The organism is Mesorhizobium quangtriensis (assembly GCF_040081925.1).
Taxonomy (GTDB): Bacteria; Pseudomonadota; Alphaproteobacteria; order Rhizobiales; family Rhizobiaceae; genus Mesorhizobium_K; species Mesorhizobium_K quangtriensis.
Genome location: NZ_JBEBMF010000002.1, coordinates 742,916 through 764,621 on the forward strand (window position 1 = coordinate 742,916; position 21,706 = coordinate 764,621).

Sequence of the window (21,706 nt, forward strand, 5' to 3'; positions counted from 1 at the left end):
ATTGCGGGAAAGCGGAGGCTGATTCATGCGTGGCGCCAGAAAATTCGACCGCGATATCGAGGAGATCGGGATTGATTTTTCTCGTGAACGCCACGGCGATTTGCCATATCTCCCTTCACGCGGGGGCGAGGACCGCGTCTGGAGTCTGACATGAACGAGACGACGACCAAGGGCGCGGCGCGCAGCCGCTTGCAGCCACCTTATGCATCGGTGCTGGACCTGATCGGCCAGACGCCGGTCGTGGAACTGTCGAAATTCGACACCGGTCTGTGCAGGCTGTTCATCAAGCTCGAGAGCCAGAACCCTGGCGGCTCGATCAAGGACCGCATCGCGCTGTCGATGATCGCCGAGGCCGAGCGGACAGGCAAGCTCACAAAGGGTGGCGCGATCGTCGAGGCCACGGCCGGCAATACCGGGCTTGGCCTTGCGCAGGTCGGCATCCCCAAGGGCTACCGCATCATCCTCGTGGTGCCTGACAAGATGTCGCGCGAGAAGGTGCAGCACTTGCGCGCACTCGGCGCCGAGGTACGCCTGACACGCTCCGACGTTGGCAAGGGCCATCCCGAATATTATCAGGACATGGCGGAGGAGATCGCAGCAGAGACGCCCGGTTCCTTCTACGTCAACCAGTTCGCCAACCCCGCCAACCCGCTGGCGCACGAGACGACCACCGGCCCGGAGATCTGGGAACAGCTGGGTGGTGATGTGGATGCAGTTGTTGTCGGTGTCGGCTCCGGCGGGACCCTTTCGGGGCTTGGCAGGTTCTTCGCGAAAGTCTCGCCGAACACGGAGATGGTGCTGGCCGACCCGATCGGCTCCGTGCTCGCTCCCTTGATCAAGACCGGGGAGTTGATCGAGGCCGGAAGCTGGACCGTCGAAGGCATCGGCGAGGATTTCGTTCCGCCGAACGCAGACCTCTCGCTCGTGAAGAAAGCGTATTCGATCCCGGACCGGCAGAGCATGGCGGCGGCGCGGGACCTGCTGTCGAAGGAAGGCATCCTCGCCGGGTCGTCGTCGGGAACGCTGCTTGCCGCGGCCTTGAAATATTGCCGCGAGCAGAAGACGCCCAAGCGCGTCCTCACCTTTGTTTGCGACTCCGGCAACAAGTATCTGTCCAAGGTGTTCGACGACTATTGGCTGGCCGAGCAGGGTCTGTCCGAGCGCGTGCAGCACGGCGACCTGCGCGACCTCGTCGCCCGGTCGCACCGCGAAGGCGGTACCGTCACAGTCGGCCCCGGCGACAGCCTGATCAACGCGTACGGACGCATGCGCCGGGCCGATGTGTCGCAGCTTCCGGTCATCGAGGACGGCAGACTGGTCGGCATCATCGACGAAAGCGACATCCTGGCGCGCGTCGAGGGCTCATATGACGGCCGCTGGGAACGCTTCAACGCGCCTGTCCACACCGCCATGGCGACCGAGTTGCACACGCTGCAGGCCGACCAGACGCTCGACGCCCTCCTCCCGGTCTTCGACCGCAACGAGGTGGCGATCGTCTTCGACGGCGAGGAATTCTTCGGCCTCATCACCCGCATCGACCTGCTCAACCATCTGAGGCGATCCAAGTCATGACCGCATCCGGCAAAAACCGCCTGGCTTTCTCAACGCGCACGATCCACGGCGGCCAGAGCCATGACCCGACCACCGGCGCGGTGATGGTGCCGATCTACGCGACGTCGACCTTCGGGCAGGAAAGCCCCGGCGTGCACAAGGGCTTCGAATATGCCCGTAGCCAGAACCCGACGCGCTTCGCCTTCGAGCGCGCGGTGGCCGACCTTGAAAGCGGCGCGGCTGGGTTCGCTTTCGCGTCCGGGCTGGCGGCAATCGGCACGGTGCTGGAACTGCTCGACGCAGGCGCGCATGTGGTGGCGACCGACGACATCTATGGCGGCAGCTATCGCCTCATGCACCGGGTGCGCCAGCGCAGCGCCGGCCTCAAGGTTTCACTGGCGGATTTCACCGACCTCGCGGCGGTCGAAGCTGCGATCACGCCGGAGACGCGCATGCTCTGGGTTGAGACACCGACCAATCCCCTGCTCAAGGTCGTTGATCTCGAAGGCATCGTTGCGTTGGCGAAACGCAAGGGGCTGATCACGGTCGCCGACAACACCTTCTGCAGCCCTTACCTTCAGCGGCCGCTGGAACTTGGCGTCGACATCGTGGTCCACTCGACGACGAAATATCTCAATGGTCACTCCGACATGGTGGGCGGGGTGGCGGTCGTGCGCGAGGAAGGCGAGTTCCTGAACCAACTGAAGTTCCTGCAGAATGCGGTCGGCGCGATTTCCGGTCCGTTCGACAGCTTTCTGGCGCTGCGCGGCATCAAGACGCTGGCGTTGCGCATGGAGCGGCATTCGCAGAACGGGCAAAAGATCGCCGAATGGCTGGAAAGCCGCAGGGATGTACGCCGCGTCATCTATCCCGGCCTTGCCAGCCACCCGCAGCACGAGATCGCCAAGCGGCAGATGTCGGCCTTCGGCGGCATGATCTCGTTCGAACTCGACCGCGACCTGGCCGGCACGAAACGCTTCCTCGAAAGGACCGAGCTCTTCACGCTCGCCGAAAGCCTCGGCGGTGTGGAAAGCCTGATCGAGCATCCGGCGATCATGACGCATGGGTCGATTCCGGCGGAACAGCGTGCGGCGATCGGCATCTCGGATTCGCTGGTCCGTCTGTCGGCCGGCATCGAGGACGGCGACGACCTGATTGCGGACCTGGAACAGGCGCTGGCGAGCTAACGATGTCGAAGGCGACACGGGCAACGAAGGCGCTTGCGGACGCCGGCATCGCCTTCACTGTCCAAACCTATGACTACGACCCCGATGCCGACCATATCGGCCTGCAAGCCGCCGCAGCGATCGGCGAGGAGCCGGCGCGTGTCCTGAAGACGCTCATGACCAAGGTGGATGGCAAGCCGGTCTGCGTCATCATACCGTCCGACCGCGAAGTCTCGATGAAGAAGCTCGCCGCCGCGGTCGGTGGCAAGTCTGCGGAGATGATGAAGCCTGCCGACGCCGAGCGCCTATCCGGCTTCAAGGTCGGCGGCATCAGCCCTTTCGGCCAGATGCGCAGGGTTCCGACGGTCATCGAAGCCGAGGCGCTCGCGCACGACCTCGTCTACGTGAACGGCGGCCAGCGTGGACTTCAGGTCCGCCTGAAGCCGCAGGATGTGGTTTCTTTGTTCGGAGCCAATTCGGCGGCAATCGTCGCCTGATCCCGCGCGACCTGCCCCGAGGCTCGAGACATTCTCACACAAGTTGCGCGGTCGTGCCGTAGACGACGCCCTTTTCCTTCAACCAGCGACGATAGGCGACCGAACAGGCGTCGGCGCGTGTCGGGATTTCCGCGCGCGGCTCCAGAGGCAGAAGCACCGGCCGCTGGTTTTCGAGTATGATGCGGTCCTGCAGGAAGATCATCTGCTGGAAGGCGATGAGATCGGTGGTGGTCGAGACGTCGTCGATCAGGAACATCACCGGATGCGCGCGGCAGCGTTCGGGGTCCAGCGGCTGCACGAACAGGCAGATCACGTCCCACCGGTTCGCAGCATTGGGGGAGGTCTTGTATAGCATGACAGTGAAAGGCGTCGTTACGCGGTACATGTACTGCGCCATGATGCCACCGGTTGCGGAGAGCGCAGCCTGCGGCTGGAAGAACTCGCAGTTCGTCGCCCATACCTCATCCACGTCGCGCCTGATCTCGGTTGTGTAGTGGCGAACCTCCGTATGCGGCTCGGCACCCAGAATGTCGGTATGCACGAAAGGAAAGTGGGCCATGTCCAGGAAGTTCTCCACGACGCGCGGACCTGACGCCTTGACCGAGACCGCACCGCAGATGACGAGCCGCCTGTCGGGTTCATCAGCCTCCGGAATGAGAGGTACATCGCCCGCCGGATCGCCGAGCGAAACCCAAAGATATCCGTAGCGCAATCGATGCACGGCCGGGACGCCGGTGTCCGCGCGCTTGACCGCAAAATCGCCTTGCGAAGATCGGTTTACCACGAGATCGTAGCCGAGAAGCCGGTTTGCGCTTTCCCCCGGCGGGATATCGTCCAGCGCATCAACGCAATACCACTGGTCGAGCGCCGCTTTTTCGGCCGGCTTCATTCGGGTCACGTCATGTCTCACTCGGCGGTTACGCTCACGCGGCTCAACCCGACAGTCAGATCGTCCTGTCCGGGAACGCCGGTGCGGTTGTGCTTGCACACCCGCAAATTGATGCGTTATTCAACAGGAAATCAAGCTGCGCAAATGTTGTGCAGCATCAAGATTGGCGATGATGTCGGACCGAAAGGCGCGGCCATGGCTGTGACGGATACGGTCCGGATGTCCTTCAAGGGACATTTCGTGCAGCCGAGCTTTCTGGACTTCGTAGATCGCCGCGCGGCGCGGCTGGACCTCGACGTGGCGGTGACATCGTCGGGGGTCGACCGCGTGGCCGTGGCGGTTTCAGGCCAACTCGATCTCATAGACGCATTCGAGATGGCATGCAGCCTTGGTCCGATCGACTGCCTCGTCCTCGATGTCGAGCGCTCCCAAATCGAGTCGGGAAACTAAGGAACAGCGCCGATGAACAAAGGCTGGCATCCTGTAGCGCTGTCCACGTCCATCGAGCCGGGAAGCTCAGCGGGAACCCACATCCACGGACGCGAATACATCGTCTGGCGCGACAACAGCGGCGTCGCCCATGTCTGGGAAGATCGCTGCCCGCATCGCGGCATGAAGCTTTCATTCGGCTTCGTGCGCGGTGACCACATCGCCTGCCTCTACCACGGCTGGCAGTATGACACGACGGGCAGATGCCGCTACATACCGGCCCACCCTGACCTCGAAGTGCCCGCGACCATCACAGTCCCGGCGTTCGCCGCCGTCGAGGCTATGGGCATGATCTGGGCAAACATCGAACCGGAAGCGCATCGGTCTGCCCCGCCAGTCGGTCCGGGTCAAGTCGTCCCGGTCCGCAGCCTTTATGTCGATGTGGACGTCCACACGCTTCTCGATGTTCTGCGCGCCAACCTCCCTTTGCCCTTTACAGGCGAAGGCGAAACCTCGATCGCAGCGGCGGCAGAAAATCTCTGGCGCATATCGACTACCGACGAAAGCCTGCTCGCCGGCATTCAGGCGCTTGGCGAAAGCCGTGCCGCACTGCATCTGGTGATCGAGGGACCGGCTTCGGTCTATGCGGGCGCGGGACAGGCCCATTACCTCGGCTGGACGACATTGCTACGCCAAATGGCGGAAAGCCGGGCGACGGCGACACGGGCGGAGGCCGTTTGATGTCCGGCGTGATGCTCTACAACTACGATCTGGACGAGAACTGCTACAAGGTCCGTATCGCACTCTCGATGATCGGCATCAAGCACGGGACGGTTGCGGTCAACGCCTATCCCGGAAAGGAACATCTGTCGCCACCCCTGCTCGCGCTGAACCCCGCCGGGAGCCTGCCGATCCTCAAAGACGGCCAACTGACCATGTCGGGCGCGGAGGCGATCCTGGCGCATCTGGCGAACGCCCACGATGCCGGCGCAACATGGCTTCCCGGAAGCAGAACCGATTTCGCTCGCGTCATGCAATGGCTGGTGTTCGCCTCCAGCGAGTTATCTGTTGCCGTGGCGGCGCGGGCGTATGCGTTGTTCGGCGCGCCCGGAGATGAGAAGGTTTTGCGCAGAAGCGCGCGCAAGGCCCTGCGGATCATGGACGACCACATGACAGCGCGTGGCTTCGAGGGCATCCAATGGTTTGCGACCGACAAGCCGACCATAGCGGACATCGCGCTTTTCCCGTCCTTTGCGCTCAGCCGCGATTTCGGCGTCGACCATGACGAGTATCCCGCGCTGCGGCGCTGGGCTCGGCGATTCCGCGAAATTCCGGGGTTCCTGACGATGCCGGGAATACCGGACTATCATTGAGCGATTCGCAGGGTGTATTGCGATACGCCAACCAGGGAGTTCAAAGATGGGTAAACTGACGCGCTTCTCCGTCCAACCGCTGTCGACGATGACAAGGAAGCTGGCGGCTGTCGCCATGGGTTCGGCGGAACCCGATCTGGTGATCGGAGGTGCGCGCGTCCTGTCGACCTATTCCGAGCGCATTCTTCCGGAGCGCGAAGTCTGGATTTCGGGCGGCCGCATTGCGGCGGTGAAGCCGGCCGGCACCCATCGCGGCGGCGCCGAGCGCTACGACGCCAAGGGCGGCATTATCGCGCCCGGGTTGGTCGATCCGCACATCCACATCGAATCGAGCATGGTCACCGCCTGCGCCTATGCGGAAGCCGCGCTGCTGAACGGCACCACGACAATCTTCTGCGACAGCCACGAGATCGGCAACGTCATGGACGTGGCTGGCGTCGAAGCCATGCTGGAGGACGCGCGCGAAGCTCCCCTGTCAATCTTCCTGACGGTGCCGAGCACCGTGCCGGCCACGTCGCCGCAACTCGAAACGGCCGGTGGCGACCTGACGCCCGCAAAGATCGCCGCGTTGTTCGATAAGTGGCCGGAGGCGGTCGCGCTCGGCGAGAAGATGGACTTCGTGCCGGTGGCGATGGGCGACGAGCGCAGCCACGCCATCCTTGCGGCGGCGCTAGAGCGTGGCCGGCCTGTTTCGGGGCATGTCTACGGCCGGGAATTCGTCTCGGCCTATGCGGCTTCAGGCGTGACCGACACGCACGAGGCGATCGACCGCGAGATCGCCGATGACCTTTTGGAGGCCGGAATCTGGATCTTCCTGCGCGGCGGGCCGCCGACGACGCCGTGGCACAGCCTGCCGCAGGCGATCAAGACGATCACCGAGCTCGGCGCATCGCACAAGCGCGTCGCAGTCTGCACCGACGATCGCGATGCGGATGACCTGCTCGCCTTCGGCCTGGACTGGGTTGTGCGCGAGGCGATCAAGGCCGGCATGAGTCCGGAAAAGGCGTGGAGCATGGGGTCGCTGCACGGCGCGACCCGCTTCGGCGCGGAAGGCGAGATCGGCGGCATGGGCGGCGGACGCCGCGCCGACCTCGTGCTGCTCGACGACGCCATGAAGCCGGTGAACACGTGGTATGGCGGCGAGCTCGTTGTCGAGGGCAAGAAGGTCACGTCGCTGCTCGATAAAGAGCTTTCGACCCGCTACCGCTACCCAGAGGCCGCCTATCATACGGTGAGGCTGCCCAAGGCATTGAAGCTGACGCCCGATCTGCCGACTGCATCGGTGACAGTGAACGCGATCAGGACGGAACTGCCCGGAATCACGCTTGGCCACGAGAAGATCAGGCTCGAACCCGCCAACGACTGGCAGAGCCATTTCGACAGACATGGGCTTTGCTTCGTCAGCGTGGTCGAGCGCCACGGCAAGTCATCAGGCAATGTCGCGCACGGACTGCTCTCGAACTTCGCCCTGAAGCGCGGCGCGGTTGCTTCCTCGGTCGGTCACGACAGCCACAACATCATCGTCGCCGGCGTCAACGAAGCCGACATGCATGTCGCCATCGAGGCTATCGAGAAGACGCAGGGCGGCGTCTGTGTCGTTGCCGACGGCAAGGTGACGGCGATGGTCGAACTGCCGATCGCCGGGCTGCTTTCGGACAAGCGCGTGACCGTCGTGGCGGACGAGATGAAGGTGCTGAAAAAGGAATGGGAAGCCGCCGGCTGCTCCATTCCCTACATGGGCTTCAACCTCATCCCCCTTTCGGTCATTCCTGAAATCCGCATCACCGACAAGGGACTCGTTCTCGTCCCGCAGATGGAGATCGCGCCCTTGTTCGAGGATGCATAATCGCTCGGTTCGGAAAACAGCTGCGAATTTGCATCGAGCAGGGCGCGCGATGCTGGTTTTTCTTGAATTCACTGATGACGATTGGGTACGAGCCTAGCCTGGACCGTTGCGGCAAGGTGAGCCGGTTGGCCTGCCGCCTGATCCATAGAACCGAACGCTGAGGGGGAGCCATGGCGAAGATTGAAAAAGTCGAACTCCGGATGGTCGACCTCGTACCGAAGGTCAAGCGCACCGACGCGATCCAGAGCTTCGTCAGCCAGGAAACCCCGATCGTCACAATCACGGATTCGGACGGGGCGAGCGGCACTGGCTATTCCTATACGATCGGCACCGGTGGATCGTCCGTCATGCGGCTCCTCGCCGATCACCTGGCTCCCCGGATCATCGGCGACGACGCCGACATGATCGAGGCGATCTGGCACAAGCTGGAATTCGCCACGCACGCGACGACCATCGGCGCGATCACCTCCATCGCGCTTGCGGCCATCGATACCGCGCTCTGGGACCTGCGCGCGAAAAAACAGGGCTTGCCGCTGTGGAAGCTCGCCGGGGGCGCCAAGGAGAAAGCGCCGCTCTACACGACCGAAGGCGGCTGGCTGCACATCGAACCGCAGGCGCTGGTGGACGATGCCCTGCAGGCGAAGGAAAAGGGCTTCCGCGGCTCCAAGGTCAAGATCGGCAAGCCCACCGGCGCCGAGGATTTTGCCAGGCTGGCGGCGATGCGCAAAGCGCTTGGCGACGAATACGAGATCATGACGGACTGCAACCAGGGCTTCACGGTCGACGAGGCGATTCGCCGTGCCGACCGCCTGCGCGAGATCGACCTTGCATGGATCGAGGAGCCCCTGCCCGCCGACGACATCGACGGGCACGTGCGCCTGTCCAGATCGACGTCGACGCCAATTGCCGTTGGCGAGTCCCTCTACTCGATCCGCCACTTCCGCGAATACATGCAGAAGGGCGGGTGTAGCATCGTGCAGGTAGATGTGGGCCGCATCGGCGGCATCACCCCATGGCTGAAGGTCGCGCATGCGGCGGAAGCGTTCGACATGCCGGTCAGCGCGCATTTCCTGATGGAATTGCATGTCAGCCTGGCCTGCGCCGTGCAGAACGGAAAATACGTCGAATACATTCCGCAGCTGGATGAGCTGACCGGCAAGCGCATGAAGATAGTCGACGGCTACGGCTACGCGCCGACGGAGCCCGGCATCGGCATCGACTGGGACTGGGACAAGCTCAAGAAGCTCAGCATCGCCGAGTTCGAAAAAACGATCGTCAAATAGGGAGGACGTTATGCAGCGTATGGGAAGCGTGCTCGGCATCAAGCCGGAGGCAATAGCCGAATACAAGCGAATACACGCGGATGTCTGGCCGGAGGTGCTGGCGACGATCGCCGCGTGCAACATCAGGAACTACACAATCTTCCTGAAAGAGCCCGAAAACCTGCTCTTCGCCTATTTCGAATATCACGGAACGGACTGGGCGGCCGACACGGCGAAAATGGCTGCCGACCCCAAGACGCAGGAGTGGTGGACCATCTGCGAGCCAATGCAGGCGCCGCTCGCGACGCGCAAGGAAGGCGAGTGGTGGGCGCAGATGGAAAACGTGTTCCACGTGGATTGACGAGGCACGGTCTGCAGCCACGCGACATCGCCATTGTCGAGCGCCGCGAGAAGACATAGAGATCGCTGCCGCTTGCGGAATGTGCCGGGAAGCGGCCTGCCTCGCGGCAACAGGAAACAGGAATCGTCATGAGCCATCTCACCGGAAAAACCGTTCTCGTCACCGCCGCAGCACAGGGCATCGGCCGGGCAACCGCTCTTGCCTTTGCGAAAGCCGGCGCGATCGTTCACGCGACCGACGTCAATCTCGTGAAGCTGAACGAGATCGGTGGTGAAAAGAACATCACCGCCGCCAAACTGGACGTGCTCTCCGACGAGGCGGTAAAGACATTTGTCGACGGTATCGGCAATGTCGATGTGCTGGCGAACTGCGCCGGCTTCGTCCATGCCGGCACTATCCTCGAAATGAAGGACGACGATTTCGACTTCGCGATCAATCTCAATGTCAGATCCATGATCCGTACCATCCGCGCGGTCCTGCCTGCGATGATCGAGCGAAACGACGGCGCGATCGTCAACATCGCCTCGGTGGCAGGCAGCATCAAGGGCGTGCCGAACCGGTTCGCCTACGGCGTGTCGAAGGCGGCGGTCATCGGCCTCACCAAGGCGGTCGCGGCCGACTATGTCGGCAAGAACATTCGCTGCAACTGCATCTGCCCGGGTACGGTAGAAAGCCCCTCGCTCGACGATCGTCTGCGCGCGCAGGGCGACTATGAAGCGGCGAAGAAGGCGTTCATTGCACGCCAGCCGATTGGCCGCATCGGCACGCCGGAGGAGATCGCCGATCTCGCCGTCTATTTGGCCGGGGCCACCTACACGACGGGGCAGGCCTACAACATCGACGGCGGCTGGACGATCTGAGCGCGTCCAGCAAGAACTTCTCTATCGAGCGAAATCACGATCCGGGGCAAAAACCCCGGGCCTCATAGCGGCTTGTAGGCGATGGCCTCGATCTCGACGAGGATATCGATCATGAGGCGCGATTCCGCCGTGGAGCGGGCGGGCGGATTCGCTGGGAAGAACGGGGCATAAGCTGCGTTGAAGCCCGCAAAGTCCTCGGCGTGCTTGAGCCAGGCCGTCGTCTTGACCACGTCGGAGAGTTCGCACCCGGCCAGCTTTAGCGCGGCCGAGATGTTCTCCAGAACCTGCTTCGTCTGCTCGCCGATGCCGCCCTCGATGATCTTGCCATCGACGACCGGCACCTGTCCCGAGACATAGACAAAATCGCCTGCACGCACGGCGGGCGATAGCGGGACGTGAGATGTTCCGAAATGCTGTCTGGTCATTGTCTTTCCTTTCAGTTCGACTTGCCGCGCGCGTCCACGGGAAGCGCTCCGACAAGCTTGCCATTGCTCACGACGAACATGCGGTCGAAGAGGTTCGAGACGACGCATGTGTGGTTGGGCAGGATGTGAACCCGGTCGCCAACCTTGGGAGGCGTCGCACATTTGGACACATCGACCAGACCGTGCTCCTCGTTCAACTGGTAGATGACCGCTTCCGGGTACTCTTGCACCATGCCGTAACCATTGAGGCCGAGCAGGTCGGACGTCAGCGCCTTGGAGCCGGCGTCAATGATGGCGCGATCCGGCGTGGGCCGGCTGACGACAGTCGCGAGCACCGTCATCGCGCATTGTTCAGGAGTTGCGGTGCCGCGCGTCAACAACGAGCGATCATTGTAGATATAGGTGCCTGCGCGATATTCCGTGACCGGCGCAAGCCCATCATCCAGCCACATGTCCGGGCTGCCGCCGGAAGAGACTGTTGGCACATCAAGCCCGGCCGCCTTGCATGCGGCGATCGCGCCCTGCAGCAATTGCTCGCCCCGCAGGCGCTTGCCGGCCGCGGGGTAGGTCATCAGGCCGCCAAAGATCAGGCCCTCGCGACCCGAGATATATTTGGACAGTTCAGCTATCTCGTCGAGGTGGGCAAGGCCGCAGCGCCCTGCCCCGGTCTCACATTCGACCAGAACCCGTATAGTCGCGCCAGCCGACTTGGCCGCGCCCGCGACTGCATTCACCGCCTCCCGGCTGTCGGCCACCACGGCAAGGTCAGCGCGCTTCGCCACTTCACCCAGCCGCGCCAGCTTGGCCGCGCCGAAAGTCATCGTCGTCAGGAACAAATCCTCGATGCCGGCGTCGGCCATGACCTCGGCCTCGCCCACCGTCTGCACGGTGATACCCTTCGCACCGAGCTCGACCTGGCGCAGCGCCCATGCGACGGAGCGATGCGTCTTTATGTGCGGGCGGTTGGCAAGGCCCGCCTTGTCACAGCGCTCCTGCCAGCGACGCAGATTGGCATCAGCAATATCCGCGTCGATCAGCACCGACGGGGTTTCCAACGTCTCCAGCGTCCGGTCGAGAGGCTCCAGCCGTGAAAGTACGGCGTCCGGCAAATCCGTCATGGCATTCCTTCCTGCGCAGGCATGTCCAGCTAGTTTCCGAACCAGCCGTCCTTCAGGTAGCGCATATACTCGAAAACCATGCCGTGCTTGCGCACGAAAACGACTTCAAGGAAATCGCCAACAACAAATGGCGGGATCAGGATCTCCACGCCTTCGGCCTCGATGTGGGGTTTCAGGTCTTTCACGCGGTAGGCGACGTGCGGACTGTAGCGCACGGCATCCGGCACTGTGCTGTCCTCGCGGTAGCGTAGGAACTCGATGTGCTCGGGATGGTTACGCGGATTGGTGACCCAGATCTTGCTGGCTTCGACCCAGTCCTCCTGCGGCTGCGGCTCGGTCGTGGTGATGCCGACATGGTCGAATTCATATTCGAGCGCCATCAGATCCTCACCACGTCGCCAGTCCGCGCGGACTGCTCGGCTGCGAGCGTCGCTTGCAATGCGGCAGTTGCATCCTCCGGCGTGCCAATCGTCACCGACTTTCTGTTGATCGCACAATCGGTGAAATAGGTGAACTCGTCGCGGAGCGCCCCTCCGCGCACGCCGTTGAACATCGGCCAGTAGGTTGTGTCAGGCGAATGCAGGCGGTTGCCGTCGACTATGCCGAGATTCGGGAACGTGTCCTGTACATGGATGATGCCCTCGGTGCCGATGATCGACATACGTTCGTCGATGTCGAACGGCGTCTTTTCCGGCATGCACCAGACGGTTTCCAGCGTCGCGGTCGCGCCACCGGCGAAGCGATACATCGTCTGACCAATATCGGGGAATTTCAGCCCGCGCACATCGGTCGTCTGGGCGTAGGTCGAGACGACGCGGTCACCCGTGAACCACAGCATGATGTCTGTGTCATGGATCGCGTCACCGACGATCGGGCCGATCTTGTTGAGGATGGTCGGTGTCCAGGCGGCCGGGATATTGCGGCGCGAGGACATCGCGACGATCTTGCCGATGCGCCCCTCGTCGATCGCCTGCTTGGCCATGCGGTAACGCGGATTGAAGCGCACGACATGGCCGATGAAGAGGATGCCCTTCGCGCCCTTGGAAGCGGCAGTGATGGCCTTGGCGTCCTCGACGGTAGAGGCGATTGGCTTCTCGAGGAAGACATGCTTACCGGCCTTCAGCGCGGCAATCGCCGGCTCCCTGTGCTGGTCCCACATGGTGCAGACGGACACCGCATCGATATCGGGATCGGCGAGCAGATCGTTGTAGTCGCGATAGAGCTTCTTAACACCGAACTTCTCGCCCATGGCCGCGAGCCTGTCTGGCGTGCGCGTGCAAAGTGCGGCGAGTTCCAGGTTCGGAATTCCCGATATCGTCTCGGCATGGATTTCGCCGAACCAGCCCAGACCGATGACACCTATCCGCAGACGATCCATGTGCTCCCCTCCTCAGAATTCCGACTCAGAAATCTTCCAGCGTGAGTTCGCGCGCCATCACGATGTTGCCGGCGGTCAACCCACAATCCACGGGAAGCGCGACGCCAGTGACAGCGCTGGCTGCATCCGATGCCAGAAAGGCGATGACCCGCGCGACCTCGTCGGGCTCGACGATGCGGCCGAGCGGGTACCAGCGCTCCAGCTGCTTCAGCACGTTCGGGTCCTTGGCCTTGCGCTCGTCCCAGATCGGCGTACGCACCGTGCCCGGCAGCACGCAGTTGGCGCGGATGCCGTAGCGGCCGTACTCCATGGCGATCGCCTTGGTCATGGCGACCATGCCGGCTTTCGCCGCGCTGTAGGCGGGATCGCCAAGCGCCGACAGCCCGTTGACCGAACCGACATTGACGATGTTGCCTGACCGGCGCTGCACCATCTGGGGCAGGACCGCATGAGCGCAGGCCCAAGCGCCATTGAGGTTGGAGGCCATGTCGGCCTCCCATCCCATGGGGTCGGTGACTGCGAGCGTCGGATGCCGCGAGACGCCGGCATTATTGATCAGGAGATGGACATCGCCGAAACCGTCGAAAGCCGCCTTCACCGCTTCTGCGGAGGCAATGTCGGCGACCGCCGCCTTGGCCCAGATGCCTTCGGCTCCCAGGGTGGCGACAAGATCGTTCACCTTGTCGCTACGGTCGAGCGCGGCAATCGTTCCGCCCTCGCGTCCGAAGAAGCGGCAAAGCCATTGGCCGATGCCGCCGGCCGCTCCGGTTATCGCAACCGTCTTGCCCGCAAATTGCCCGCTCATGCCGCACCTCGCAGGGCGTCACCGATCCAGCCCAAGTTTGCCCGACGCAGATGGCCCCAGTTGTAGAAGGCGAGTTCGTCAACGCCGCCGGCACGCAGCGACGCGACGGCTTCGAGGAACCCGCCCTTGTTCGAAATGTCCGGGTGCGAAGGGCGCAGGATTCCGCGCAGCTTGCCCTTGCCTTTCAGCCTTCGCCTGATGTCGAACAGATCGGCTGTTACGCGCGCGGCTGCGGGCTCATAGAAGCACCCCTCGATGATCCCCGCGGTCTCGGCGAGCGCCGCCAGATCGCTCCCCTCGTACCAGCAGCCGCCCGTCGGCCGCGCGACCGATGGGATGACTGCGACATCGGCATCCGGACGCACGGCGGCGCGGATTTCGGCGATCAGCGATGTCACCACGTCGGCGCGGAAATCGAGATAGGCGCGCAGGTTGCCGTTCGTTGCCACGTCCGCCTGCCAGAAAGCGGCTGCCATGTCGTCGGGATAATCGATATCGCTGTCGAGATAAGCGCTGACGTCGCCGGCCACTTCCGCCTTGAAACGATGCGCATCAATGCCCTGCGCTTCTGCTCCGGCGAGGCAATGCTCGCAGAAACAAAGGCCGAGCATGTTCTCCAACCACTTGTTGGACTTCATCAGCGCGAATTCATGGTGGTAGCCATGCGCGTATGGCGTGAAGCCGGGAGCCTCCACCGAGATGCCCCGAACCGGGTAGCTTTGCGTCACATCCTTTGCCAGCCCGACCGCGTAGGCTCGTGCGTTCGGGGCCGAGGGACAGAGATTGTAGAAATAGGGGTCGCCAAAGGCATTGCGCACGACCGAGTCCGGATGCGCCATGCCCAGACGCGTGTTGTGCAGCAGCACCAGCCAGACGTTTACAGCCATGCTGCCGTCTTCGGTCAGTTCGCGCAGCATGTCTCGTTCGCCGAGCGGGCCGTTTTGAACGGGCTTGATCGCCCCATAACGCGAAGAATCGGCCTTGAAATAGACCGTGCCGTCGTCGGGAAAATAGACCTTGCCCGCCTTGCCATGGGGCCGAATGAACTTGCCTGCGTGATAGCTGCCCGCGATCGTCACGGTATCGAGGCCGAGGTCGCGGAATTCCTTGGTCGCGGCAGGAACGCCGGTCTCGGCTAGGTCCCAGGCATAGGTGTATATGGCTTTGTAGCTCACCGTTTCTCCCCTCAAGAATGGTGACCGCAGCAGGAGCCGCCCAGAATGAACGGCTCTTCGAAGGGCCGGCGTGCGACTTCCATCGGTTTGCCGCCGAGATAGACGGAAACCGGCTGCAACAGCGTGTTCCCCGGCCTTTTGGTGCCGACCACATCCTCGAATACATAGTCGCTGTCGACCTGCCGCAGGACAGTTATGTCGGCTGGCGCGCCGACACCGAGATGGCCGAGCTCCGGCTTGCGGATTGCCAGCGCCGGGCGGCTCGTTGACATGCCGACCACCTCGGGTAGCGACAGGCCGCAATTCAAAAGCTTGCTCATCGTATGCAGCAGGTCGTAGCCGGGACCTTCGACCGCGATGACATGCACGTCGGACGAGATCAGGTCGGGCTTGAAGCCATCGTTCAACGCACCTTCCGTAGTTTCGTAGCCGAACGCGCCCATGCCGTGTGCAATATCGAAAAGAACGCCACGTTCGCGCGCAGCCCGTACCTCAGGAAGAACCCTACCGTCGTCTCCAAGAGCGCAGTTCGGCGCGGGACGGAAGCAGTGGGTCAGGATGTCGCCGGGGCGCAGCATCGAGACGACATCGGCGTAGCTCGGCGGCGCGGTCCCGATATGCGTCATCAGCGGCAGGCCGACGGCGTTGGCGGCTTCCAGCGCAAGCTCAAGCGCACCGAGGCCGAGTTCGCCGGTGACAGGCCCGCCGATACGCACCTTCACGCCGATGATACGATCCCGGTTCGCCTCGATCTTGGCGACGCAGCGGTCGACCGGCAGCATGTGACGCAGAGTTGCCTCGCCGATCGACACACCTTTGTCAAAGCCGAAGATGCCCGGGAACGAGATGTTGAGGAACGCGAAGATGCGATAGGGCGAATGCGTCATAACGTAGTCGCGGAAGCCATCGTAGTTTCCGGCGCCGGCGCTTCCTGCATCAACCATGGTTGTGGTAGCCGAACGCCGCGCGATGAAGCCCGGATCGACGCTGAGCGACGTCGCCTTGTGATAGACGTGCGTGTGGATGTCGATCAGGCCGGGAGTGACGATGGCGCCGCTGACATTCTCGACGCGTCTGCCTCGCGCCGCGAGGTTCTGCCCCACGGCGGCGATCCGACCATGCTTCACCGCAACGTCCAAGACGCCATCGACGCCGTTGCGCTCATCGAGGACACGGCCACCCGCGAGCACAAGATCGTAGTCTTGCTCGGCTGCCGATTCGCTCATCGATTTTTCTCCGGTTGTTTCGGCCGGCATCGGGCGGGCCGAAAGCCCGCTCCGCTGGTCGATGGGATGCTGACTAGGCTCAGGCCAGTTCGACGACGCGCTTCTCGTTAATCGACTGCTCCGCGGCGAGCACGATGCGCAGGCTGTTCACCGCCGCATCCATGGACTCGGTCAGGTCGAGGTCTTCCCTAATGGCTTTCAGGAAGAAGGCCTGCTCGCGATCGCAGAGTTCCTGGTGGCCGGGCTCGTCCGTCATGTTGAACATCTCGTCCTTCTTGACGAAGTTCTTGTCCGGCCCGACTTCCGCGTGGTGGTAGCGGATCGCGTCGGTCTTGGTATGGCGGTCGATGTCGGCGGAGTCAGAAACGTCTGCCAGCTGGTCCTTGCCCTCCGAGTGGCCGGGAACGATGGACACAGCACCCTTGGGGCCGACCACGTCCTTCACGAAGAAGGCTTCCTCGCTCATCATCGGGCCCCAGCCGGCCTCGTACCAGCCGACCGACCCGTCATCGAAGGTCACGTGGAGATGACCGTAATTTTGCTTGGCGGCATCCTCCCAAAGCTTCGCGCCAATGCCGTGGACGCGCACCGGCTTGGCGTCAGTCAACTGGCACATCACATCGACGTAGTGCACACCGCAATCGACGATCGGGATGAGACTGTCGATCAGGTTCTTGTGCCAGGACCATGCCGGGCCGTTGCTTTGCTGGTTGAGGTTGAGGCGCATGACCAGAGGCTTGCCCAGCGTCTTGCCCAGCTCGATGAACTTCACCCAGCTCGGATGCACCCGCAGGATATAGCCGAGCACGAGCTTCTTGTTCCTCTCGCGGGCGAGCTTCACAACCGCCTCGGCATCCTCGATATTGGTGGCCAGCGGCTTTTCCATGAAGACATGCGCATCGGCGTTCAGCGCCTTCATGGCGTATTCGGCGTGCGTGTTCGGCCATGTATTGATGGACACGGCGTCGGGCTTTGTCGCGGCCAGCGCCTCGTCGTAATTTTCGAAAAGCGGATAACCTGCCAGTTCGTCGGGAAGCTTCTTCGACTTGATCGTCCGGCTCACCAGCCCGACGATCTCGAAGCCCGGATTGCGATGATAGGCGCTGGCGTGAGAGGCACCCATGTTGCCCAGCCCAACGACAAGAACTCTGACTTTGTCGGCCATCCGGCCCTCCCCTGATGTTCACCGGTTGCGGGCGGCTTGTCGCCGCCCGCATTGACTTTGCTTTAGGCTGGATCAGCCCGGAACGGCCTGATCGTAGAGGTGTGCTTTGACCTTCTCGACGTCGATCGCGGCGAAGGCGTCGCTGAGCTTGTAGCCGTCGGCGTCGGCCTTGACCTTGGCATGGTCGAAGTCGTTGGCAGCCGCGATGCAGGCGTTGGAGCAGACGTCCTCGGCCTTGATCGGGTTCGAGACCTGCTTGAGCTTGTAGATTTCGTCGAAGAAGGTCTGCCACTGGGCCATGTTGTGGTCGCCCCAGCCAGCACGCTTGTCCATGTCGCCACGGAACACGGCGATCTGCTGCAGGATCGAGGTGACGCCCAGCTCCGGACCGATGTTCGTAGCAAGTGTCGGGAACTGCTCGAACACGGCTTCCACGGCAGCGCGCGGGTTCTGGTAGCCAAACTCGAGACCCATGGCCCATCCACGCAGATATTTGTCGAGGAAGGCCTTCTTGTCCGGATCGTCCAGATCGGCAGCACGCACGACGAAGGTGTTCGCGAAGAGCGGCGAACGCTGCACGCCGAGCCAGTATTCGAAGTCGAGACCGCTACCGATCCATTCGGCGCGCAGGCCTTCCCACGACAGCGCGGCATCGCCCTGCCCTGCCTTCAGTGCAGTTGCCCATGTCGGCCAGCCGGCCTCCACATATTTCACCTTGGTAATGTCGACGCCCTGAACGCCGAGCATCGGATCGACGATCGACTGCCAAGCGGCAGAACCGAGAAGGATGGTCTTGCCTTCCAGCGTCTTCAGGTCGTTCGTGCCCTCTCCCTTGCGGAAGGCGAGGCTAAACGTGTCCTTGGCGCCCATGTGGAAGGCCGACTTGAGCTTCATGCCGTTCTCAAGCGCGAACGAGAACACGCCGGGTGACGGGAAGCCCATGTCGGCCTGGCCGACATCGACGAACTTGACGGTCGCGGTGCCGTCAGACGGACCGGGCTGCATGTCGACGTCGATGCCCAACTCGTCCTTGGAGAAATATCCCATCTTCTTGCCGATCCAGAAGGGATAGTCGTCGAGCACTTCGAGCGTGCCGCGCGGCGAGATCCAGGTGAATTTCGAATAGGCCTCGGCGCTTGCCGGGCGAGTACGGCCGAGCGTCGTGGCAGTCACGACGCCGGCGGCGGAAACCTGCAGGAAGATACGGCGATTCATCATTTCAGCTACCCCTTATGATGTTCGTTTCTTTGGTCTGTTCCTGATGCCATTCCTCCCGGCAGCAGGTCTGGTTCAGGCCTCCCAGCTCGCGAACTTCTTCCCCAGCAGGAAGAAGAGCACGTAGATGAGAATGCCCAATATCGAGAGGATCAGGACCACCGCGAAGAATTGCGGCATCTGGATCATCGACGAATAGGACGTCAGGCGGTTGCCGAGGCCGAAGCCGCCGCCAACCATTTCGGCACCGACCGCTGTCAGCAGGCCGAAGATGGAGCCGACCATCAGGCCGACGAAGATCATCGGCAGCGCCATCGGCGCGCGCACTTTCCAGAATATCTGGAAGGTCGAGGCGCCGTAGGAACGGGCAAGCGCAATCTTGCCCGCATCGACACGACGAAAGCCGGTCGCGGCATTGATCATCACCATCGGACCGGAGGCCAGCGCGACGGCGATGATGCGCGGCTCGTAGCCGAATCCGAAGCGCAGGATGAGGAGCGGCACGAGCGCCAGCATCGGCGTCGTCACCAGCAGGAGGATGTAAGGAGTGACAATCTTCTCCACGAAGGGAAACTGCGTGATGACGGCGGCCAGAACGAGCCCGACCGTCGCGCCAATCGCAAAGCCCGCGAGCAGCTCGACCAGCGTGTGCCCAAGATGTGGCGCGATGAGCGGAAACTCGGTAACCAGCGCTACCGCGATCTGGCTTGGCTTCGGCAGCACGTATTGCGGCACCTCGAAGATGTGCAGCAACAGCTCCGTGCCGCCGATGATGATGACGGCGACGATAATAATGGCCAGAACCTCGCCGAACGACTTGATGCCCGGCCCCGACGTAAGGGCCGACATGTTGTTCAGTCCGACATCGCCGCCAGCGGTGTGACCGGCCTTGAACTCTGGAATTGCGTCGGTCTCGCTCACTTCGCTTACTCCGCAGCAGGCTGGATCGCTTCGGCCCGAGGTTTGGCCGGGCCGCGCTGCTGCATGCTTATGATTTCCATCTTGATCGTGTTGGTGAGGTCAAACACTTCCTTGGTCGACATGATCTCGATCGAGCGCGGACGAGGGAAATCCACCTTGTGGATGCTCGCGACCCTGCCCGGCCTCGGGCTCATCACGACAATGCGATCCGACAGGAAGATCGCCTCTTCTATCGAGTGGGTAATCAGGACAATGGTCGTCGGCCTGTCGAGCCAGATCTCCTCGACCAGCCTGTTCATCTCTTCGCGCGTAAACGCATCGAGCGCGCCGAACGGCTCGTCCATCAGAAGAACGGAAGGCTTGTAGGACAGCGCACGCACAAGCGCCGCGCGCTGCTGCATGCCGCCTGAAAGCTCGCGCGGGAACTTGCCGCCAAAGCCTTCAAGCCCGACACGGTTCAACAACTCGTCGACCCAGACGCGATCGGGCTTCGTCCCCATGATCTCGAACGGGAAATTGATGTTCGATTCCAGATCGCGCCACGGCAGAAGGTTGGCCTCTTGAAAGACCATGCCGATCTGGCTGGTAGGTCCGTCCACCGGCTTGCCGTCGAGCAAAACTTCACCAGCCGTCAAGTGATGCAGGCCGGACATGCACCACAGCAGCGTGGTCTTGCCGCTGCCGGACGGGCCGACGATCGAAACGATCTCGCGCTCCTGGATATCCAGCGAGCAGCGGTCGATCGCTAGCAGGTCGCCCGACCGGGTTTGGTAAACCTTGGTCGCACCTTTCACCCGCAGCTTTGGATGGCCTGAATTGCCGCCTGTCATTCCACTCGCCGTCCCCTGATCGACGTCGTTTACAGCCTCGTTGAAGCGGACTGTTGCGATTTCCTTAAGTGTGTAACTATCCGACTTATGGAGTCAAGCTTACAGATCAGCAAACCAGATAATTTTGAAAAATCCCTCTTTTCAGCCGTTTCTTCGCTTGTTTTGCATGTAAGTTTCCTACATTCTCTCCTGAAAGTTCGGAGTCTGCATCTTTGAGGGAGCAGGTGAGACAAGCCATGACCGACAGTGTGCTCGATCAAACTGCTGGGAAAGCTGATCGCCAACGCGCCGAGGACAAGAACGAGTCCTATTCACAGCATATCCCCGACATCCTTTCGCAGATCAGGGATTCCTACGGGGAGTTGCGGCCTGCCGAGCGCCGCGTCGCGGATGTGGTTCTCGCCGACGTGACCTTTTCGGTGGATGCCTCGAACGCGGAGATCGCCCGGCGCGCCGATGTAAGCGAACCCACGGTCACCCGGTTCTGCCGCGCCATAGGCTGCGACGGCGTTCGTGATTTCAAGCTGAAACTGGCGCAGAGCGTGGTCGTCGGCAGACTGTATCTGTCGCCCCTGCCCCCCCCGGAACCAAGCGAAGACGGTTCGCCTTTGTGGAACGTCGTGTTCGGCGAGGCGCGAAAGGCGCTCAGCCTTGTCGAGCGAAGCGTGGAACCCGCAGACATCGTACGTTGCGGCGAACTGATTGCGAGCGCGCATCAGGTCGTGGTTTTTGGCCTTGGCGGCAGTTCCACAGCGCTGGCCCAGGAAACGCAGAACCGGCTCTTTCGCTATGGAGTGGTCGTTTCGGCCTACTCCGACCCCTACGTCATGAAAATGACAGCCTCGACACTGAAGCCCAACGACGTCGTGATCGCGATCTCGAGCACGGGGCGCACCCGCGAGGTCGTCGAATCGGTGACTCTCGCCAAACACTATCGGGCCAAGACGATCGCGATCACCGCGCCGGACTCCGACCTTGCGGCCGAAGCAGACATAGCGCTGACGGTCGACGTCCCCGAGTTTCCCGATCCCCTAAAACCAACGGCATCGCGCTACGCGTTCCTCGCGATCATCGACCTCGTGTCAACCGCCGTTGGCTACAGGCTCGACCCGGATTCCCGCGAAACGCTGAGGCGCATCAAGTACACTGTCCTGAACCACCGCAAGGGCAAGGTTCTGGAGCCGCTTGGCGATTGATTTCTGTTCGGGGCAGTG

23 protein-coding genes are annotated in these 21,706 nt (G+C 62.4%); 11 read left to right on the forward strand and 12 right to left on the reverse strand.

Features of this window, described 5'->3' with window-relative positions; all coding sequences use genetic code 11:
- The first annotated feature begins 150 nt into the window (after positions 1–150).
- Genes ABMA32_RS12120 through ybaK form a run of 3 tightly spaced genes read left to right on the forward strand, consistent with a single transcriptional unit; the run spans position 151 to position 3,214 of the window.
- Positions 151–1,572: a pyridoxal-phosphate dependent enzyme gene (locus ABMA32_RS12120; protein ID WP_349014015.1), complete on the forward strand. Its 1,422-nt coding sequence runs from the start codon at positions 151–153 to the stop codon at positions 1,570–1,572.
- Entirely contained in the window at positions 1,569–2,738 is a 1,170-nt protein-coding gene (locus ABMA32_RS12125) for a trans-sulfuration enzyme family protein (protein ID WP_349014016.1), read from the forward strand. The genes ABMA32_RS12120 and ABMA32_RS12125 overlap by 4 nt, the downstream gene beginning before the upstream one ends.
- Before the next feature lie 2 nt (positions 2,739–2,740).
- Entirely contained in the window at positions 2,741–3,214 is a 474-nt protein-coding gene (gene ybaK, locus ABMA32_RS12130; RefSeq protein WP_349014017.1) for a Cys-tRNA(Pro) deacylase, read from the forward strand.
- A 34-nt stretch (positions 3,215–3,248) separates the two neighbouring features.
- Here ybaK and ABMA32_RS12135 read toward each other — a convergent pair whose 3' ends face one another.
- Positions 3,249–4,103 (reverse strand): aromatic ring-hydroxylating dioxygenase subunit alpha, encoded by an 855-nt coding sequence (locus ABMA32_RS12135; protein WP_349014726.1) that lies wholly within the window; start codon positions 4,101–4,103, stop codon positions 3,249–3,251.
- A 195-nt stretch (positions 4,104–4,298) separates the two neighbouring features.
- Between ABMA32_RS12135 and ABMA32_RS12140 the strand changes: the two genes are divergently transcribed.
- The 7 genes from ABMA32_RS12140 to ABMA32_RS12170 all read left to right on the forward strand — a co-directional run bounded on the left by ABMA32_RS12140 (position 4,299) and on the right by ABMA32_RS12170 (position 10,234).
- Entirely contained in the window at positions 4,299–4,553 is a 255-nt protein-coding gene (locus ABMA32_RS12140) for a hypothetical protein (RefSeq protein ID WP_349014018.1), read from the forward strand.
- Between the two features lie 12 nt (positions 4,554–4,565).
- Complete coding sequence (locus ABMA32_RS12145; RefSeq protein ID WP_349014019.1) at positions 4,566–5,273, forward strand: Rieske 2Fe-2S domain-containing protein; 708 nt, start codon at positions 4,566–4,568, stop codon at positions 5,271–5,273.
- Positions 5,273–5,905: a glutathione S-transferase family protein gene (locus ABMA32_RS12150; protein ID WP_349014020.1), complete on the forward strand. Its 633-nt coding sequence runs from the start codon at positions 5,273–5,275 to the stop codon at positions 5,903–5,905. Before ABMA32_RS12145 ends, ABMA32_RS12150 begins: the two co-directional genes overlap by 1 nt.
- 46 nt (positions 5,906–5,951) lie before the next feature.
- Complete coding sequence (locus tag ABMA32_RS12155) at positions 5,952–7,751, forward strand: adenine deaminase C-terminal domain-containing protein (RefSeq protein WP_349014021.1); 1,800 nt, start codon at positions 5,952–5,954, stop codon at positions 7,749–7,751.
- A gap of 170 nt (positions 7,752–7,921) precedes the next feature.
- Positions 7,922–9,034: a mandelate racemase/muconate lactonizing enzyme family protein gene (locus ABMA32_RS12160; protein WP_349014022.1), complete on the forward strand. Its 1,113-nt coding sequence runs from the start codon at positions 7,922–7,924 to the stop codon at positions 9,032–9,034.
- A gap of 10 nt (positions 9,035–9,044) precedes the next feature.
- Positions 9,045–9,374: an L-rhamnose mutarotase gene (locus tag ABMA32_RS12165; RefSeq protein WP_292763954.1), complete on the forward strand. Its 330-nt coding sequence runs from the start codon at positions 9,045–9,047 to the stop codon at positions 9,372–9,374.
- Positions 9,375–9,502: 128 nt separating this feature from the next.
- A complete protein-coding gene (locus ABMA32_RS12170) occupies positions 9,503–10,234 on the forward strand; it encodes an SDR family oxidoreductase (protein WP_349014023.1) in 732 nt (243 codons plus the stop codon).
- Positions 10,235–10,296: 62 nt separating this feature from the next.
- On the opposite strand, the gene ABMA32_RS12175 is transcribed toward ABMA32_RS12170, so the two are convergent.
- The 11 genes from ABMA32_RS12175 to ABMA32_RS12225 form a co-directional block, all read right to left on the reverse strand.
- Entirely contained in the window at positions 10,297–10,659 is a 363-nt protein-coding gene (locus ABMA32_RS12175; protein WP_349014024.1) for a RidA family protein, read from the reverse strand.
- 11 nt (positions 10,660–10,670) lie between these two features.
- Positions 10,671–11,777, reverse strand: a complete 1,107-nt coding sequence (locus tag ABMA32_RS12180; protein ID WP_349014025.1) for an alanine racemase — start codon at positions 11,775–11,777, stop codon at positions 10,671–10,673.
- Positions 11,778–11,806: 29 nt separating this feature from the next.
- Positions 11,807–12,157, reverse strand: a complete 351-nt coding sequence (locus tag ABMA32_RS12185; protein ID WP_349014026.1) for a hypothetical protein — start codon at positions 12,155–12,157, stop codon at positions 11,807–11,809.
- Entirely contained in the window at positions 12,157–13,155 is a 999-nt protein-coding gene (locus tag ABMA32_RS12190) for a Gfo/Idh/MocA family protein (protein WP_349014027.1), read from the reverse strand. Before ABMA32_RS12190 ends, ABMA32_RS12185 begins: the two co-directional genes overlap by 1 nt.
- 25 nt (positions 13,156–13,180) lie before the next feature.
- Positions 13,181–13,960 carry an SDR family oxidoreductase gene (locus ABMA32_RS12195; protein ID WP_349014028.1) on the reverse strand — a complete coding sequence of 260 codons (780 nt, stop codon included), beginning with the start codon at positions 13,958–13,960 and terminating at the stop codon, positions 13,181–13,183.
- On the reverse strand, positions 13,957–15,135 hold the full coding sequence (locus ABMA32_RS12200; protein ID WP_349014029.1) for a hypothetical protein: 1,179 nt from the start codon (positions 15,133–15,135) through the stop codon (positions 13,957–13,959). The genes ABMA32_RS12195 and ABMA32_RS12200 overlap by 4 nt, the downstream gene beginning before the upstream one ends.
- Before the next feature lie 11 nt (positions 15,136–15,146).
- Positions 15,147–16,361: an amidohydrolase/deacetylase family metallohydrolase gene (locus ABMA32_RS12205; RefSeq protein ID WP_349014030.1), complete on the reverse strand. Its 1,215-nt coding sequence runs from the start codon at positions 16,359–16,361 to the stop codon at positions 15,147–15,149.
- A gap of 79 nt (positions 16,362–16,440) precedes the next feature.
- Positions 16,441–17,526 carry a Gfo/Idh/MocA family protein gene (locus ABMA32_RS12210; protein ID WP_349014031.1) on the reverse strand — a complete coding sequence of 362 codons (1,086 nt, stop codon included), beginning with the start codon at positions 17,524–17,526 and terminating at the stop codon, positions 16,441–16,443.
- Positions 17,527–17,598: 72 nt separating this feature from the next.
- Positions 17,599–18,744 carry an ABC transporter substrate-binding protein gene (locus ABMA32_RS12215; RefSeq protein ID WP_349014032.1) on the reverse strand — a complete coding sequence of 382 codons (1,146 nt, stop codon included), beginning with the start codon at positions 18,742–18,744 and terminating at the stop codon, positions 17,599–17,601.
- 72 nt (positions 18,745–18,816) lie between these two features.
- Positions 18,817–19,662 (reverse strand): ABC transporter permease, encoded by an 846-nt coding sequence (locus tag ABMA32_RS12220; protein WP_349014033.1) that lies wholly within the window; start codon positions 19,660–19,662, stop codon positions 18,817–18,819.
- Between the two features lie 5 nt (positions 19,663–19,667).
- On the reverse strand, positions 19,668–20,492 hold the full coding sequence (locus tag ABMA32_RS12225; RefSeq protein WP_349014034.1) for an ABC transporter ATP-binding protein: 825 nt from the start codon (positions 20,490–20,492) through the stop codon (positions 19,668–19,670).
- 236 nt (positions 20,493–20,728) lie between these two features.
- Between ABMA32_RS12225 and ABMA32_RS12230 the strand changes: the two genes are divergently transcribed.
- Positions 20,729–21,688 (forward strand): MurR/RpiR family transcriptional regulator, encoded by a 960-nt coding sequence (locus ABMA32_RS12230; protein ID WP_349014035.1) that lies wholly within the window; start codon positions 20,729–20,731, stop codon positions 21,686–21,688.
- Positions 21,689–21,706: the final 18 nt, after the last annotated feature.

Excerpts from the sequence above, each read along its gene's own strand:
- ABMA32_RS12140 (WP_349014018.1), top strand. The coding sequence starts at position 4,299 with ATGGCTGTGACGGATACGGTCCGGATGTCCTTCAAGGGACATTTCGTG.
- ABMA32_RS12205 (WP_349014030.1), bottom strand. The coding sequence starts at position 16,361 with ATGAGCGAATCGGCAGCCGAGCAAGACTACGATCTTGTGCTCGCGGGT.
- ABMA32_RS12230 (WP_349014035.1), top strand. The coding sequence starts at position 20,729 with ATGACCGACAGTGTGCTCGATCAAACTGCTGGGAAAGCTGATCGCCAA.
- ABMA32_RS12195 (WP_349014028.1), bottom strand. The coding sequence starts at position 13,960 with ATGAGCGGGCAATTTGCGGGCAAGACGGTTGCGATAACCGGAGCGGCC.
- ABMA32_RS12215 (WP_349014032.1), bottom strand. The coding sequence starts at position 18,744 with ATGATGAATCGCCGTATCTTCCTGCAGGTTTCCGCCGCCGGCGTCGTG.
- ABMA32_RS12170 (WP_349014023.1), top strand. The coding sequence starts at position 9,503 with ATGAGCCATCTCACCGGAAAAACCGTTCTCGTCACCGCCGCAGCACAG.
- ABMA32_RS12125 (WP_349014016.1), top strand. The coding sequence starts at position 1,569 with ATGACCGCATCCGGCAAAAACCGCCTGGCTTTCTCAACGCGCACGATC.
- ABMA32_RS12160 (WP_349014022.1), top strand. The coding sequence starts at position 7,922 with ATGGCGAAGATTGAAAAAGTCGAACTCCGGATGGTCGACCTCGTACCG.
- ABMA32_RS12120 (WP_349014015.1), top strand. The coding sequence starts at position 151 with ATGAACGAGACGACGACCAAGGGCGCGGCGCGCAGCCGCTTGCAGCCA.
- ABMA32_RS12145 (WP_349014019.1), top strand. The coding sequence starts at position 4,566 with ATGAACAAAGGCTGGCATCCTGTAGCGCTGTCCACGTCCATCGAGCCG.
- ABMA32_RS12135 (WP_349014726.1), bottom strand. The coding sequence starts at position 4,103 with ATGAAGCCGGCCGAAAAAGCGGCGCTCGACCAGTGGTATTGCGTTGAT.
- ABMA32_RS12210 (WP_349014031.1), bottom strand. The coding sequence starts at position 17,526 with ATGGCCGACAAAGTCAGAGTTCTTGTCGTTGGGCTGGGCAACATGGGT.
- ABMA32_RS12180 (WP_349014025.1), bottom strand. The coding sequence starts at position 11,777 with ATGACGGATTTGCCGGACGCCGTACTTTCACGGCTGGAGCCTCTCGAC.
- ABMA32_RS12175 (WP_349014024.1), bottom strand. The coding sequence starts at position 10,659 with ATGACCAGACAGCATTTCGGAACATCTCACGTCCCGCTATCGCCCGCC.
- ABMA32_RS12150 (WP_349014020.1), top strand. The coding sequence starts at position 5,273 with ATGTCCGGCGTGATGCTCTACAACTACGATCTGGACGAGAACTGCTAC.
- ABMA32_RS12185 (WP_349014026.1), bottom strand. The coding sequence starts at position 12,157 with ATGGCGCTCGAATATGAATTCGACCATGTCGGCATCACCACGACCGAG.
- ABMA32_RS12165 (WP_292763954.1), top strand. The coding sequence starts at position 9,045 with ATGCAGCGTATGGGAAGCGTGCTCGGCATCAAGCCGGAGGCAATAGCC.
- ABMA32_RS12155 (WP_349014021.1), top strand. The coding sequence starts at position 5,952 with ATGGGTAAACTGACGCGCTTCTCCGTCCAACCGCTGTCGACGATGACA.
- ABMA32_RS12225 (WP_349014034.1), bottom strand. The coding sequence starts at position 20,492 with ATGACAGGCGGCAATTCAGGCCATCCAAAGCTGCGGGTGAAAGGTGCG.
- ybaK (WP_349014017.1), top strand. The coding sequence starts at position 2,741 with ATGTCGAAGGCGACACGGGCAACGAAGGCGCTTGCGGACGCCGGCATC.
- ABMA32_RS12190 (WP_349014027.1), bottom strand. The coding sequence starts at position 13,155 with ATGGATCGTCTGCGGATAGGTGTCATCGGTCTGGGCTGGTTCGGCGAA.